This window comes from Sporosarcina siberiensis, assembly GCF_042681925.1.
Classification (GTDB): Bacteria; Bacillota; Bacilli; order Bacillales_A; family Planococcaceae; genus Sporosarcina; species Sporosarcina siberiensis.
This window is the reverse complement of record NZ_JBHUGI010000035.1, coordinates 128,006-142,642: the sequence shown is the minus strand read 5'-3', so window position 1 is coordinate 142,642 and position 14,637 is coordinate 128,006. Positions and strand designations below refer to the sequence as shown.

Sequence of the window (14,637 nt, the reverse complement as noted above, 5' to 3'; positions counted from 1 at the left end):
ATAGCGAAGAGGTCACACCCGTTCCCATCTCGAACACGGTAGTTAAGCTCTTCAGCGCCGATGGTAGTTGGGGGTTCCCCCCTGCAAGAGTAGGACGTTGCCAGTCTCTTAATTCTTTATTGACATTTCGTATGTCAAATACATATTTTGGTCCCGTGGTGTAGCGGTTAACATGCCTGCCTGTCACGCAGGAGATCGCGGGTTCGATTCCCGTCGGGACCGCCATTTAATTTAAAATTCATAACCGATTCTTGGGATTTATTCCAGAGTCGGTTTTTTTGTTCTATTTAAATAGATTACATAAATTTGCAATGGAAAGAATGTATTTAACGAGACTTTCGGCGTGCGCAACTGCTTTTGAGGGGTCTAGAACCAATTCAGGGGACATCTTCGGAGATTGGGCGGACATAATACGGATTTCGGGGGAGTTAGCTCGAGATAGAGGGTACATACTCTGAAATGGAGAGGACATCAGTTGATTGCGGGTACATACTTGTGAATTGAGAGGACATCACCCGAGATAGAGGGTACATACTCTGAAATTGAGAGGACATCACTCGATTGCGGGTACATACTCTGAAATTGAGAGGACATCACCCGAGATTGAGGGTACATACTCTGGAATTGAGAGGACATCACTCGATTGCGGGTACATACTTGTGAATTGAGAGGACATCACTCGAGATTGCGGGTACATACTCGTGAATTGAGAGGACATCCCTCGAGATTGCGGGTACATACTTGCGAATTGAAAAGACATCATTAAAACCATGGATGCACAACAAAACTCTTGGGCTGTTCTACATAAAAAGGTTTTATTAACGAATTGCGATTATAATTCTGGATTTCGATATGGAAATATAGCAGAATAGAGAGAAGTTGGTTAATGAACTCCTCTACGGAAGGGAAATTAAAATGGAAAAGAAATTTGAAGTTTTTTCACTGGAAGAAACACAGGCAATTGCAACTAAACTTGCGGCTTTGCTGACTCCACCAGATGTTATTACTCTTGAAGGAAATCTAGGTGCAGGTAAAACGACATTTACACAAGCACTTGCAAAAGGGCTTGGTGTTAAACGGACTGTAAATAGTCCGACATATACGATTGTAAAGCAATACATGGGAACCTATCCATTGAATCATCTGGATGTATATCGTCTGGCGGATAGTGAAGAGGATCTTGGTTGGGACGAGCTTTTTTATGGCGACGCAATATCAGTTATCGAGTGGGCTCATTTAATAAAGGATGAGTTGCCGGAAGAGCGATTGGAAATACGAATTGAACATTCAAGTGAGACGGGTAGGATCATTACGTTTAATCCGATTGGTACAAGATATGAAACAATTTGTGAGGGGGTTTTCTTATGATTTGGCTTGGTATAGATACTTCGAATACACCGCTGTCTGTAGCTATCGTTAAGGATGGTGTTCTGTTATCTGAGGAAAATACTTCAATGACTAACAATCACTCGCTCCGTGCGATGCCTGCAATTGAAGAAGTGTTTAGTAAGGTGGGAATTACGCCTTCTGAAATTGATGCAATTGCTGTTTCTGAAGGTCCAGGATCTTATACTGGCGTTCGAATTGGAGTAACCATCGCAAAAACACTTGCTTGGACACTTAAAAAACCGGTATTTGGGGTTTCAAGCTTAAAAGTACTGGCTGCTAACGGAGTCTTTTTCAATGGTTTCATCTGCCCGATTGTAGATGCACGTAGAAATAATGTGTATTCTGGAGTTTATAAATATGCAGATGGTGAATTAGAAACAATTATAGAGGATGGTCATTATAGTATCGAATATTTAAAGAGTCTTCTTATTGAATTTAATGAACCTATTTTATTTGTGGGGAAAGATACAGCAATGCACGAAGAATTTTTAGTTGAAACATTTGGAGACAGAGCTGTTATTGCTCCGTTTTATATGAATTTACCACGCGCTTCATCACTCATTCACATCGCAGAACAAGTAAGTGAGTCGGAAGATGTGCATAGTTTTGTTCCAGAATACCGTCGTATACCTGAAGCAGAAGCAAATTGGTTGAAAGAACAGGGAAAGGGTCAAAGCCATGATTGAAAATATTCTTTATAGAGAAATGGTAGCTGAGGATATACCAGCAGTTGTTGGTATTGAGGAAGAAGCTTTTCCTACTCCTTGGACAACGGAAATATTTGAACATGAAATGAATGGGAATGAGTATGCTTATTATGTTGTAGCCGAAGTAGATAATGAGGTTATCGGACATATGGGAATGTGGATCGTTCTAGATGAATGCCACATTACAAATGTTGCGGTGCGTGAACATATGCGGGGTAATGGAATTGGTGAAGGACTTATGCGAGAGTGCATGGACTTTTGTAAAGAATTGGCTGTTCGTACAATGACGTTGGAAGTGCGTTTGACCAACAGTACGGCACAAAATTTATATAGAAAGCTTGGATTTCAAGATGGTGGGATACGAAAAAACTATTATTCTGACGACCATGAAGATGCGCTCGTCATGTGGGTGGAGCTAATATGAAAAAAGATACTTATATTTTAGGAATAGAAACAAGTTGTGATGAAACTGCAGCCTCGATTGTTAAAAATGGAACGGAAATTATCTCCAATATTGTTGCATCCCAAATTACGAGTCAAAAAAGATTTGGCGGTGTAGTTCCTGAAGTTGCTTCTAGACACCATGTGGAGCAAATTACGATTGTAATAGATGAAGCTCTTACAGAAGCGGGATTACAACCCTCAGATCTTGATGCAGTTGCGGTTACTGAAGGACCAGGATTAGTGGGTGCACTTTTGATAGGCATTAATGCCGCAAAGGCTTTTGCATTTGCCAACGGCTTACCCATTATTGGTGTCCATCATATTGCTGGCCATATTTATGCCAACCAATTAATGCAAAAGATGGAGTTTCCTTTATTAGCACTCATCGTTTCAGGAGGCCATACAGAGCTTATACTGATGGATGAGCATGGTTCGTTTAATCTGATTGGGGAGACCCGTGATGATGCAGCTGGAGAGGCCTACGACAAAGTAGCCCGAGTACTTGGTCTGCCTTATCCAGGTGGTCCAGGTATTGATAAGTTGGCTGCTGCAAGTGATGGTGAAATTGAGTTCCCAAGGGCTTGGCTTGAAAAAGATTCGTACGATTTCAGTTTTAGTGGACTGAAATCATCGGTCATTAATTATAAGCATAATCTTGAGCAACGTGGTGAGACTGTGAATCCAGAACATGTTGCATCAGGATTTCAATCGAGCATTATAGATGTTTTGACAACTAAGTCTGTAAGAGCAGCAAAAGAATTTGGAGTGAAGCAAGTTATAGCAGCCGGTGGAGTAGCGGCGAACAATGGATTAAGAAATTCTCTTGAAAAAGAATTTAAAAAGTTGGACATCCCTTTTAAAGTTCCACCCATTTCTTTATGCACAGACAATGCAGCAATGATTGCTGCAGCTGGAACGTCCATGTTCGATGCAGGAGTTCGAGGAACGCTCGCGATGAATGGAAAACCAGGTATGGAACTTATGTCTTGGAATAAATGACTATAAAGATGTGGAGACTGTCTTTTACTAACAGTCTCCGCATTTTTTATTTTACTGCCTGTGGAAAGCTTGCAGATAAGTTGTTTGTCAAGAGGGAACATCCGTACTTATGCACAATTTGTGCATAAGATGTGGGCAACTTACAGAGTTGTTGATTTATTAATGGTGATAGAAGGATAACTTTGTGTATAACTAAATGATTTTTTGTGGATAGTGTGCATAAGTCTGTTTATAGTTGATTTAAAAGCTCTGTAGCTGTTAGTAACTGTGTGGGCAAATTATTTTTGACTTGAAACAAATGTTAGCTCTTTTAGTAAACTACAAATAGGAAAGCCCCATTCAAAATGTTAGATTTTGAATGGGGCTTTTTTTATTTAAATTATAGGCTTTCGAGTTCATCTTGTAATGTAAGCCATTCCTCCGCTTTTAAGTCGTGATCATTTTGAGCTGCATCAATGAATGCTTGAATTTCCATTAACTTAATATGATCATCTGAATGTGCTTTATTTTCAAGTTCTGCTTGAAGTTCTACAATCTTTTCATCAAGTACTGCAATTTCAGTTTCGAGTTCGGCGATGGCTCTTGAAAGTCTGCGTTCTTGGCGTTTCTTTTCTTTGTCATCATCGACTACTACTTTTTCATTTCCTGTTGTATTGATTGTTGCTGCAGAAAGACTTTCGGCAAGAAGTTCGGCTTTTTCAAGCTTTTTTTCTAGATAGTAATCGTAATCTCCTAAGTATTCGACAGCTTCTGTTGAATTGATATCGATTACTTTTGTTGCAATTCGATTGATGAAATAGCGATCGTGGGAGACGAAAATAATTGTTCCGGGAAAACCGTCTAATGCATTCTCGAGTACTTCTTTACTATCTAAATCCAGATGGTTTGTAGGTTCATCCAGTAAAAGTGTATTGGATTTTTTTAGCATTAGTTTTGCAAGCGATAACCGAGCTTTTTCTCCACCAGATAATGAGGTGACGGGTTTACTTACGTCATCTCCAGTAAATAGGAATCGTCCCAATATACCCCGCACATCTTTTTCATTCATCATAGGCCAGTCGTTCCATAACTCTTGTAAGACGCTGCTTGTACCGATAAGAGTAGCTTGTTCCTGGTCATAATACCCGAATTGTACATTTGTACCGTAGCGAATCGTCCCGGCCAGTGTATCGTGTTTTTTTATGATTGTTTTGAGTAGTGTCGATTTCCCAACACCGTTGGGGCCAATAATCGCAATGCGATCCCCTTTATAAACACGCATATCGAGTCCTTCCGATACGGGAACCCCATCGTACCCAATTGCCAAATCATCGAATGCCAGCACATCGTTACCACTCGGCCGATCAATTGAGAACGTAAATTTCGCTGACTTTTCTTCACCATCTGGAGATTCCATCCAGTCGGTGCGTTCAATTATTTTACGTCGGCTTTGAGCCATTTTGGATGTGGAGGCACGTGCAATGTTTTTCTGGACAAATTCTTCGAGTCGAGCACGTTCAGTTGTTTCTCTTTCATAAAGCTTTTGATCGCGTTCATAGTTTTTCGCTTTTTCATTCAGATAGTTACTGTAGTTCCCTGTATATTTTGTAACTTTCCTTCTAGACACCTCATAAACAAGTGTTACAATTTGGTCGAGAAAATATCTATCATGAGAAACAACAAGGAGTGCCCCTTCATAACCAACTAAATATTTTTCCAACCAACCAAGTGTTTCTATGTCCAGATGGTTTGTCGGTTCATCGAGAATTAATAAGTCAGGTTTGCTCAGAAGCATTTTAGCGAGTGCTAGCCTCGTTTTTTGTCCTCCGGATAGAAGGTTTACTTCTTTGTCGTAATCACTCGGATAGAACCGCATTCCGTGTAGGATGGAGCGGGTATCCGATTCATACTGATAACCACCACTGTCTTTAAAATCAGTTTGCAGGGTGTCGTATTCTTTTGTAACACGTTCAAATTCTTCTGGTGATTCATAAATTGCTGGATCGGCCATTTGGACTTCTAATAAACGAAGTCTTTTTTCCATATCATGCAAGTGCTCAAAAACAGTCATCATTTCTTCCCAAATTGTTAATGTGGAATCAATACCAGAATGCTGTTCGAGGTAACCAATACGGACATCTTTTGGAATAATAAGATCGCCTGAATCTGCTGTCATTTCACCAGCAATTATTTTTAAAAGTGTAGACTTCCCAGCGCCATTACGTCCAACGAGCGCAACACGGTCACGATGTTGAACTTCTAGTTGTACATTACTTAATATATCTGTTCCTGAAAATGATTTTGTTAGTCCATTTACTTGTAATACAATCACATTGAACACCTCTTATTATTAGTGTAATAGAATGGTGTGTTGTACGCAATGACAGACCTTTACAATGTCTAGTTTTTACTGTACGATGAAGGCCTTAAAGCACAGCCAGGAGGATTAGGATGATTGAGGAAAAAGTAAAGATTCCACAAGCGACTTCAAAACGATTGCCTCTCTATTATAGATTTCTACAAAATCTTACAAATGCAGGGAAAAAAAGAGTTTCTTCAAGTGAGTTAAGTGAATTGATGAAAATAGATGCAGCAACGATTAGAAGAGACTTTTCACATTTTGGTGCACTTGGGAGAAAAGGCTATGGATATGATGTTCAATACTTAGTCAATTTTTTCAGGCAAACACTTGATCAGGATGAGGTAACAGATGTAGCGCTTGTTGGTGTAGGTAGTTTAGGCAACGCATTCCTAAAGTATAACTTTCATAAAAATCATAACACCCGAATTGTTCTTGCATTCGATCCCAAGGCGCCTGTTGAAGGGCATATCATTAGTGGAATTCCTGTTTTTCCACCGAGTATGTTAAAGGAAAAAATGCTTGAGTTTAATATTGAACTCGTTTTACTTACAGTTCCGGCACAAGTAGCTCAGGAAGTCACAGATAAGGTTGTCAAAACAGGAATTAAAGGCATTTTAAATTTCACTCCTGTACGTCTTGCAGCACCTGAAAATGTCCGCGTACACACAATTGATTTGTCTGTAGAGTTGCAAACACTGATTTATTTCATTAAAAACGACGTAAAAGATTCACATATGTAACGCCCTGTTTGTAGCAATATGAGCTTTTTTCATGTAAAATAGAAAGTACTAAGAAGAATGAAATTAAGTTCTTCGAGAATTAAGGAGGTGTCCGAGATGCCAGGTCCAGTTAGTTGGATAATTATCGGTATTATCGCATTGCTTGTCTTCGGTCCGAAGAAGCTCCCTGAAATCGGGAAGGCATTCGGTTCTTCACTGCGAGAATTTAAAAACGCAACAAAAGGTCTTGTTGAAGATGATGATATTAAGAAGATAGAAGAACCAAAAGAACTGAAGTAAGGATGTCAGTAAGGATGTCTGCCCCAATGGAAGAGAAAAATTTAACTGTAGTCGAACATATAGATGAAATTAGAAAACGGCTGATGGTTATTGTCGTTTTCTTTGCTGTTGCTGTCACCGGAAGTTTCTTTCTTGCAAAACCGGTCATTAAGTTTTTACAACTTCAATATACCAACGAAATTCAACAGACGGTAATTGGTCAAGTTGGGGACAACCCGTTGCATTCCTTCGCGATCCTCGATCCGATTATGATTTATTTGAAAGTAATCATATTTATATCTATTGTTTTCATTTCACCGGTGATTATGTACCAATTATGGTCATTTGTTTCACCGGGATTACATGAAATTGAGCGACGTGCGACGAGGAATTATATTCCGTTTACATTTCTACTTTTTGTTGCCGGCATAGCATTTTCATATTTTGTCTTATTGCCGTATGTCATGAAATTTATGATGAATTTATCTGGGGAACTCGGCATTACAATGACCATTGGTATTAATGATTATTTCACGTTTTTATTTCAAATCATGATTCCGTTTGGTATTGTGTTTCAATTGCCGGTTGTAATGCTGTTTTTGACAAGGCTCGGAATAGTAAATCCGACAACACTCGTCAAAATTCGCAAATACGCATATTTTGTCCTTTTTGTAATTGCGGCTTTCATTACACCGCCGGATATCGTTTCTCATTTATTCGTTACAGTTCCATTGTTCCTCTTGTATGAAGTAAGTATTTTTATATCACGCTTTGGCTATCGTAAATTCTTAAAATCAGAACAACAGCGTCAAATTGAGGAACAAGAACAAAAACAACAATCAGAAGAAAATTAAAAGATCTTCCCACCGGAGAATTTTACCGGAAGGAAGATCTTTTTTTAATTGATAAAGAAACTAAATGCTGTTTTCAGTTCTGCCCATTTAAGAAGCCTCTCTTGGTACAACTGAAGAATTGTAACGAATCCATTCATGAGGAGATGTGCCGTAATGGGTGCAAGTAATCTTTTTGTTTTGTAATAAATAAAGGAGAAAACGAGTGCGGGTGCCGAATATATAAGTATGTGCTGAAGTTCACCATGTACTGCAGCGAATACGAGAGCACTTAGTACAGCAGCAACAATGAAGTTCGTTTTCTGATAAAGTCCACCGAATAGAACCCTTCTGAAAATAATCTCTTCAAGAAGTGGTGCAAATAGGACAATCGAGAAAATGATGATTGGTGATACTTTGGCGATATCGGCAAGAAGTGCTGTGTTTTCGGATCCGGGTTTAACCCCAAACGCACTTTCAATACTCCCTGCAATAATCTGTCCAGCAAGTGCCAATAGAAATCCGAAGAATCCCCAAATAATTGCTTTGCCTACAGAAACCTTTTTACCTTTAAATACTTGAAAGAATTTTTTCTTTGGATAAATGATGAAAAAGAAAACAATCGCGGCAACAGCATTTGTACTAAATAATGCCCATGCACTTGCTCTATAAATTTTATCGGTTTTGGTGAAACTTGCATCCCAAGGAAAACTTTCGAATAGGTATTTGCTCAGAAAGATACTTCCTACATGCATTAGGAGGTACGTAATTATAAGGTATGTATACGTTTTCCAGTTTTTCAAAGTTTCCATCCTTTCGTATCACACTGACGTAATTTTATCTGTTTTTAAGTAGATATGCAAAGAGAAGAGTGTGAGAGTATTTTACTTGCAATGTAAGAGAATATTCTTTATGATAAGAATGTGTTAGCACTCCAGTCAGATGAGTGCTAAAAATGTATATATTATCTTGAGGAGGTTGTTTCAATTGTTGAAACCATTAGGTGACCGTATTGTAATTGAACTAATCGAAGCTGTAGAGAAAACATCAAGCGGTATCGTATTACCAGACTCTGCACAAGAAAAGCCACAAGAAGGAAAAGTAATCGCAGCAGGATCCGGGCGTGTTTTAGATAACGGACAACGCGTTGAACTAGAAGTTAAAGAAGGCGATCGTATTATTTTCGCTAAATATTCCGGAACTGAAGTTAAATATGAAGGTAATGAATATTTAATCCTACGTGAAACTGACGTTTTAGCTGTTATTGGTTAATATCGAAGTAAACGATTAAATGATAACTTATTTTAAAATCAGGAGGGAATTTATAAATGGCTAAAGATATTAAATTTAATGAAGATGCACGCGGAGCAATGCTTCGTGGGGTAAACGTACTTGCGGATGCTGTTAAAGTAACGCTTGGACCAAAAGGACGTAACGTTGTTCTTGAAAAATCATTCGGTTCACCACTTATTACTAATGATGGTGTAACGATTGCACGTGAAATTGAACTAGAAGATGCATTTGAAAACATGGGTGCAAAACTAGTTGCAGAAGTTGCTTCAAAAACGAATGACATTGCAGGAGATGGAACGACAACTGCTACAGTTCTTGCACAAGCAATGATCCAAGAAGGCTTGAAGAACGTTACTGCAGGTGCCAACCCAGTTGGAATTCGTAAAGGAATTGAAAAAGCAGTTGCAGTTGCGGTTGCAGGTTTGGGCGAAATATCTAAAGAAATCGAAGGAAAAGAATCGATTGCACAAGTTGCAGCAATTTCCTCTGGAGACGAAGAAGTTGGAGCACTTATAGCAGAAGCAATGGAGCGCGTTGGCAATGACGGTGTAATTACACTTGAAGAGTCAAAAGGGTTCACAACTGAACTTGACGTTGTAGAAGGAATGCAATTCGATCGTGGATATGCATCTGCTTATATGGCGACAGATACAGACAAAATGGAAGCTGTTCTTGAAAATCCGTATATTTTAATTACAGATAAAAAGATCACAAGCATTCAGGATATCCTTCCAATGCTTGAGCAAGTTGTTCAACAAGGTAAGCCACTCTTAATGATTGCTGAAGACGTTGAAGGGGAAGCTCTTGCAACACTTGTTGTAAACAAGCTTCGTGGTACATTCAACGCAGTTGCTGTTAAGGCACCTGGCTTCGGTGATCGTCGTAAAGCAATGCTTGAAGACATTGCAACACTTACAGGCGGAGAAGTGATTACAGAGGACTTAGGACTTGATCTTAAGACTACGGATATTTCTCAGCTTGGCCGTGCAGCGAAAGTAGTTGTAACGAAAGATAACACTACAATTGTTGAAGGTGCTGGAGATAAAGACAAAATTGCGGGACGTGTAAATCAGATTCGTACGCAGCTTGAAGAGTCTTCTTCTGAATTCGATAAAGAGAAATTACAAGAGCGTCTTGCGAAACTTGCAGGTGGCGTTGCAGTTATTAAAGTTGGAGCAGCTACAGAAACGGAATTGAAAGAGCGTAAACTTCGTATTGAAGATGCACTTAACTCAACACGTGCTGCAGTTGAAGAAGGTATCGTTTCTGGTGGTGGAACTGCACTAGTAAACGTATACAATAAGGTTGCTGAACTTCTGGAAACAACTGAAGGTGACGTTGCAACTGGTGTTAAAATTGTTCTTCGTGCACTTGAAGAGCCAGTTCGTCAAATTGCAAACAACGCAGGTCTTGAAGGATCTATCGTTGTAGACCGTCTGAAGCGCGAAGAAGTTGGTATTGGTTTCGACGCAGCAGAAGGAACTTGGGTAAATATGATGGATGCTGGTATCGTTGACCCAACGAAAGTAACACGCTATGCACTTCAAAACGCAGCATCTGTTGCAGCTATGTTCTTGACTACAGAAGCAGTTGTAGCGAACAAGCCACAGGATAACCCTATGGGCGGCGGCGGAATGCCGGATATGGGTGGAATGGGTGGCATGATGTAAGAAGAACCTTGAACCCTTGATGTATAAGAGGTTCGTTGTTTGAAATACAAAGTATGACCACTTTCTGACCACTTCATTATATAAAAAAATGCATATGACATATTTTAAAGAAGGTCTTTCATCAGTTTACTAAACTGATGAAAGACCTTTTCTTTCATGTTTTTTGTCATATGTGCATAGATGTTCATAGTGGTATTTATATCGCTAACTCCCCAGAGATAAAGAAGGACTGCGATGTTTGCCCGAAACCAGGAGGACCCGATCATTGGACAAAACGGTGTTGAAAGTAGTGGAAAGAGGGTCCGCAGTTTCACGTATGCGCCGAATATATTCATGGGTATCATGAAGGAATTTGTTATCCCCACAGGCGGAGAGTATTATTTCCAGCCCTCGGTCGATGCGTTGAATACAGTCATAGGGAGACAGGCTGAAACATAGATGCAGTCCAATGGCGATAAGAATTAAATCAAAACCCCGATTCTCCGTTACGGGACTTGATCGGGGTTTTATTATACGTTGTCTTTTTTACACAAGTGATATGTTCAGTAACCCAAACTCATTTAGAATCCCCGGAAACTTGGAAGAAGGGTGTAGAGCTGCTTTAATTTTTCCACATCATGCTCAAACCAATTGTGGATCCATTTGCAGTATCCAAGAATTATATTGTCCTCTTTTTGCCCCGTATTCATGATTTGTGCAATTGAGTGTGCCGCCATCATCCCTGACATGATAGCTTTGAGGACACCATGGGAAGAAGCGGGGTCTAGTACAGCGGCAGCATCACCAACTAAAAAGTAACCAGGTCCCCCAGGTTGGCTGATTGCTCGCCATGTAACATCAGCGCCCTTCAGTTTACCCATAGGTTTCAGTCCTTGGAATTCTTCAGGAATCCAACCGCTTTTCAATGCTACATTGTCAAAAGATAATTGCGTCCATTGGTACACATTTGGACGCACTCTGGCAGTCCAAATCCATCCATGGTTGTGTGCTACAATAGCTGGCGATGCATCTCGCACGGGACATGTTCCTGTTGCATAACCGAATCGGGCAATAAGACGGGGAGAGTAGGTATTGATTTTCATATTCAATTTCTGAGCTAGCCATTGTCGCCTACCTGTCGCATCGATTAGAAATGAAGATTGAAGCTCGCCATCAGAAGTTACTGCTCCTGAAACACGGTTATGAGTAACAATTGGGCGTAAAGCACGGCAAGGTTGACGCACGTCGACACCTAACAAGATGGCTCGATTGAGTAGAATCGAGTCAAAATCGGCGCGCCACGCTTGAAAACCCAGCCATTGTCCAGACTCGTCTGAACCGAATGGGACGAAGTGGCGCTTTCCCTCCCATTGCACCCAAATTCCCTCATGTCGTAGGAATCCCGCTTTACCAAATTCTTCTGTGACACCCAATTGCTGCAAAAGAGGTTCAATTCCAGGATGAAGTGTTTCCCCAGGGCGATCGCGAGGAAACTCCTTCTCCTCAATAATAACTACCCGTAAACCGTTAAGTGCGCACAAAATAGCGGCAGCCGTGCCCGCAGGTCCACTGCCAATAATGATTATGTCCGGATTAGAAATTGACATTTTGTACTACCCAATCACTGTCTTCACGTTTAATTAAAATCTTTACTCCGTTAACGAAGAGGGTTACTTTTTCATTGATTTTAACATGAACTTTCCGGAAATCATTTCCGGCAGGCGATGTTTTTCCTCTGAGATACATTTCAAATCGATACACAGTACCCCTAGGTGTTGCAGCTGGAAAAATCAATAAATGGGTACTTTTCTGTGCCATTTGCAATTCTTCATCAGATAGATTAACTTCACGAAATGACAGAACACCCCAATTTGATTTCTTATCATGAGCGATACCCAATGCAGCGTAGACATGTGCCATCGTTGAAAGTCTAGCCTGATATTCTCTAATATCGATTCGACTAGTTAGCCTCAAACTGAAACTTTTAAATAATGTATTATTTACATAATCTACGTAATCAAATGAGGTATATTCGATGACTTTTTGACCTTCTTTCTGTTGGGGCCCGGAAACTCCATCCCAAGGGAGATTTCCCACTTGACCAATCTCTTCATCGGTCAGAGGGCTCACTGTAGGATAGAATCGGGTCTGATTTACGGGACCAAAAGTCCTTGCTGCATCAGGAGCAACAGCTGGCCAAAAAGTACTTAGGGCTGCACACAATTTAGTATCTTCAGGAAAAGGACTGCCAAGTCCGTAAGCAGCAAGAAATTTTACCGATTCGCTTCCTGTACCCTCTTGGGTGCGATCAAAGCTTACATCCCAACCAGGCGCAAATACTCCAGCTGCCGCAGCCGGCAAGTTGGAGTGCCGAGTTGTTTCCGGTACTTTACCATACTTTGTATCTTGCGGAGGAATCTTATAAGGTGAGGACACGATTGCTGTCATTGAATCATCTTGGCTATTAAAGACGGATTTTTTGATTGTATTGCTTCCAATCAACGTCTCCGTTTTTAATTCGAGATTTGCAGCCCTGCGAGTATCGGATAATGCTGCAGGACCGCCTCGTCGCCAAATTTCTCCTCTTAATGCCTTTGGAACAGACTGATGCCACCAATCCATCACTTCGCTTTGGTCGCAGTGAGGAAAAAAGTCCGGTGCGGTTACCAACGAGTAAGCCGGATGATTGCTAAGAAATGTAAAAGATAATTCCGGACATATCGCCTTTATCCACCCATCTGCGGTGTAGTCAATATAGTGAACCGCATCGTACCCTCCTTCTTTAAGTTCTTCCATTAAAGAACTCTTTTCATTGAGATCTATAATTTTCCCATTTTTCATTTTATGGCGAATATGAACATATTCAGGCGCTCGACGGGCACCGTTAACAGCGCTTATTTTTAGGCTGGAAGAAAAAAGCTTAGGGTTTTTAGGAACCTTGAATGTGAGCGTTTTGCCTTTGTATCGTGCCACCTCAATTAAAGGATGCGGAACTGGTACAAGTACATTTGTGCCGAATTCATGTTTATCGGACATCTTTGCAATTCCCTCTTTAAAGAAAAAAGGGGATTGGCTGATGTGTGGCTCAGACCAACCTGCGTCCTTACCAAGTTCAAGGTGAATACGTCGCAACTTTTCATTAACATGGTGTGCTTCAAGACTCACATTTAAATTAAATTCACTGATACACTCTGTTCCGCTGAATAGTTTATGGAGGGGGATCCAAAACAATCTTTTCATATCGCTTTTCCTTTGCACTTCACTTCTAGAGATAGGTCCAAATTCGTTTTCATTTCCTTTGCGTTGAACTGCTATATAAACCGAGTAACGAGCGGGCAAGACCCGAAAGGCAAAATCATCATCTTTGACATTAGGAAGAAACCCTCGATTTTTAGGAGAATAGAGTGGTTCGGTTGTTCCGACCCTGGCGACTCCTGTACGCGAGAAACTTAAATCTGCGTGTTTGCGGTGGACCGTTTCTGGTGCAGGACGATATTCGGAAGAAAAGACGACAATCGCTAAGTCCTCATTTCTTCCTACACGGCTACGAATCTCAGATAGAGAAGGGGGAGTGATACCGTAAACATAGTTTTCTACTATTTCAAGTTCCCCTAATGTGGGAAAGGAAGTTAATTCTAAACCGCCCACACCGGTCACAACGTTTGGGGAAGCTAAGGAATGATAAAATAAGCTTCGAGCGGGATGCCCCGGCTCAATTCCTCTTGTTCCTTCAAGGGAAAAATCTTCGAAACCCTTCAATTTTCGATTGATTTTTGCTTGAATATTTTTGAGGAGTTCCTGTTTTAAGTCTGCGGTAGTAATATCTATACCATGTTGAAGAAACAAATTTCTCCAGCCATGTAGCGCAAGTCGAGTACATATTTGTCTCACTTGTTCAATCAAAGACATTATTCTGCATCCTTTCTTCATTTTTACTTGTTTGTGCACTATGGGTTATATTGTAAGTTTGTTAGTAAGAGTGCTGAT

Annotated in this window: 14 protein-coding genes, 1 tRNA gene and 1 rRNA gene; 12 read left to right on the top strand and 4 right to left on the bottom strand. The window is 40.4% G+C overall.

All coding sequences use genetic code 11. The features are described from left to right. The 6 genes from rrf to tsaD form a co-directional block, all read left to right on the top strand. Window positions 1-106 (top strand): 5S ribosomal RNA (gene rrf, locus ACFSFY_RS16365); the annotation flags it as partial. 43 nt (window positions 107-149) lie between these two features. Continuing rightward, window positions 150-225 (top strand) — tRNA-Asp (locus ACFSFY_RS16360). 690 nt (window positions 226-915) lie between these two features. Beyond that, complete coding sequence (gene tsaE / locus ACFSFY_RS16355) at window positions 916-1,368, top strand: tRNA (adenosine(37)-N6)-threonylcarbamoyltransferase complex ATPase subunit type 1 TsaE (RefSeq protein WP_381539916.1); 453 nt, start codon at window positions 916-918, stop codon at window positions 1,366-1,368. Then, window positions 1,365-2,075, top strand: a complete 711-nt coding sequence (gene tsaB, locus ACFSFY_RS16350) for a tRNA (adenosine(37)-N6)-threonylcarbamoyltransferase complex dimerization subunit type 1 TsaB (protein ID WP_381539914.1) — start codon at window positions 1,365-1,367, stop codon at window positions 2,073-2,075. Before tsaE ends, tsaB begins: the two co-directional genes overlap by 4 nt. Beyond that, window positions 2,068-2,520: a ribosomal protein S18-alanine N-acetyltransferase gene (gene rimI, locus ACFSFY_RS16345; RefSeq protein WP_381539912.1), complete on the top strand. Its 453-nt coding sequence runs from the start codon at window positions 2,068-2,070 to the stop codon at window positions 2,518-2,520. Before tsaB ends, rimI begins: the two co-directional genes overlap by 8 nt. Next, window positions 2,517-3,539 carry a tRNA (adenosine(37)-N6)-threonylcarbamoyltransferase complex transferase subunit TsaD gene (tsaD, locus tag ACFSFY_RS16340; RefSeq protein ID WP_381539910.1) on the top strand — a complete coding sequence of 341 codons (1,023 nt, stop codon included), beginning with the start codon at window positions 2,517-2,519 and terminating at the stop codon, window positions 3,537-3,539. Before rimI ends, tsaD begins: the two co-directional genes overlap by 4 nt. A gap of 379 nt (window positions 3,540-3,918) precedes the next feature. On the opposite strand, the gene ACFSFY_RS16335 is transcribed toward tsaD, so the two are convergent. Then, the gene (locus tag ACFSFY_RS16335) at window positions 3,919-5,850 is read right to left on the bottom strand and encodes an ABC-F family ATP-binding cassette domain-containing protein (RefSeq protein WP_381539908.1); all 1,932 of its coding nucleotides are present in this window, start codon (window positions 5,848-5,850) and stop codon (window positions 3,919-3,921) included. A gap of 119 nt (window positions 5,851-5,969) precedes the next feature. Here ACFSFY_RS16335 and ACFSFY_RS16330 point away from each other — a divergent pair, with 119 nt between their 5' ends. The 3 genes from ACFSFY_RS16330 (at window position 5,970) to tatC (ending at window position 7,732) form a co-directional block, all read left to right on the top strand. Then, window positions 5,970-6,620 carry a redox-sensing transcriptional repressor Rex gene (locus ACFSFY_RS16330; RefSeq protein WP_381539906.1) on the top strand — a complete coding sequence of 217 codons (651 nt, stop codon included), beginning with the start codon at window positions 5,970-5,972 and terminating at the stop codon, window positions 6,618-6,620. Window positions 6,621-6,716: 96 nt separating this feature from the next. Then, window positions 6,717-6,899, top strand: coding sequence for a twin-arginine translocase TatA/TatE family subunit (locus ACFSFY_RS16325; protein WP_381539904.1), 183 nt, complete (start codon window positions 6,717-6,719; stop codon window positions 6,897-6,899). 26 nt (window positions 6,900-6,925) lie between these two features. Continuing rightward, window positions 6,926-7,732, top strand: coding sequence for a twin-arginine translocase subunit TatC (tatC, locus tag ACFSFY_RS16320; RefSeq protein ID WP_381539902.1), 807 nt, complete (start codon window positions 6,926-6,928; stop codon window positions 7,730-7,732). Window positions 7,733-7,776: 44 nt separating this feature from the next. Here tatC and ACFSFY_RS16315 read toward each other — a convergent pair whose 3' ends face one another. Then, window positions 7,777-8,511, bottom strand: coding sequence for a CPBP family intramembrane glutamic endopeptidase (locus ACFSFY_RS16315; RefSeq protein ID WP_381539900.1), 735 nt, complete (start codon window positions 8,509-8,511; stop codon window positions 7,777-7,779). Window positions 8,512-8,695: 184 nt separating this feature from the next. Here ACFSFY_RS16315 and groES point away from each other — a divergent pair, with 184 nt between their 5' ends. The 3 genes from groES (at window position 8,696) to ACFSFY_RS16300 (ending at window position 11,109) form a co-directional block, all read left to right on the top strand. Continuing rightward, on the top strand, window positions 8,696-8,980 hold the full coding sequence (gene groES, locus ACFSFY_RS16310; RefSeq protein ID WP_381539898.1) for a co-chaperone GroES: 285 nt from the start codon (window positions 8,696-8,698) through the stop codon (window positions 8,978-8,980). Between the two features lie 56 nt (window positions 8,981-9,036). Next, a complete protein-coding gene (gene groL, locus ACFSFY_RS16305; RefSeq protein ID WP_381539896.1) occupies window positions 9,037-10,671 on the top strand; it encodes a chaperonin GroEL in 1,635 nt (544 codons plus the stop codon). Window positions 10,672-10,905: 234 nt separating this feature from the next. Next, window positions 10,906-11,109, top strand: coding sequence for a hypothetical protein (locus tag ACFSFY_RS16300; RefSeq protein ID WP_381539894.1), 204 nt, complete (start codon window positions 10,906-10,908; stop codon window positions 11,107-11,109). A 122-nt stretch (window positions 11,110-11,231) separates the two neighbouring features. On the opposite strand, the gene ACFSFY_RS16295 is transcribed toward ACFSFY_RS16300, so the two are convergent. Continuing rightward, window positions 11,232-12,257 (bottom strand): NAD(P)/FAD-dependent oxidoreductase, encoded by a 1,026-nt coding sequence (locus tag ACFSFY_RS16295; RefSeq protein ID WP_381539892.1) that lies wholly within the window; start codon window positions 12,255-12,257, stop codon window positions 11,232-11,234. Continuing rightward, window positions 12,244-14,559: a hypothetical protein gene (locus ACFSFY_RS16290; RefSeq protein WP_381539890.1), complete on the bottom strand. Its 2,316-nt coding sequence runs from the start codon at window positions 14,557-14,559 to the stop codon at window positions 12,244-12,246. Before ACFSFY_RS16290 ends, ACFSFY_RS16295 begins: the two co-directional genes overlap by 14 nt. Between the last annotated feature and the right edge of the window lie 78 nt (window positions 14,560-14,637).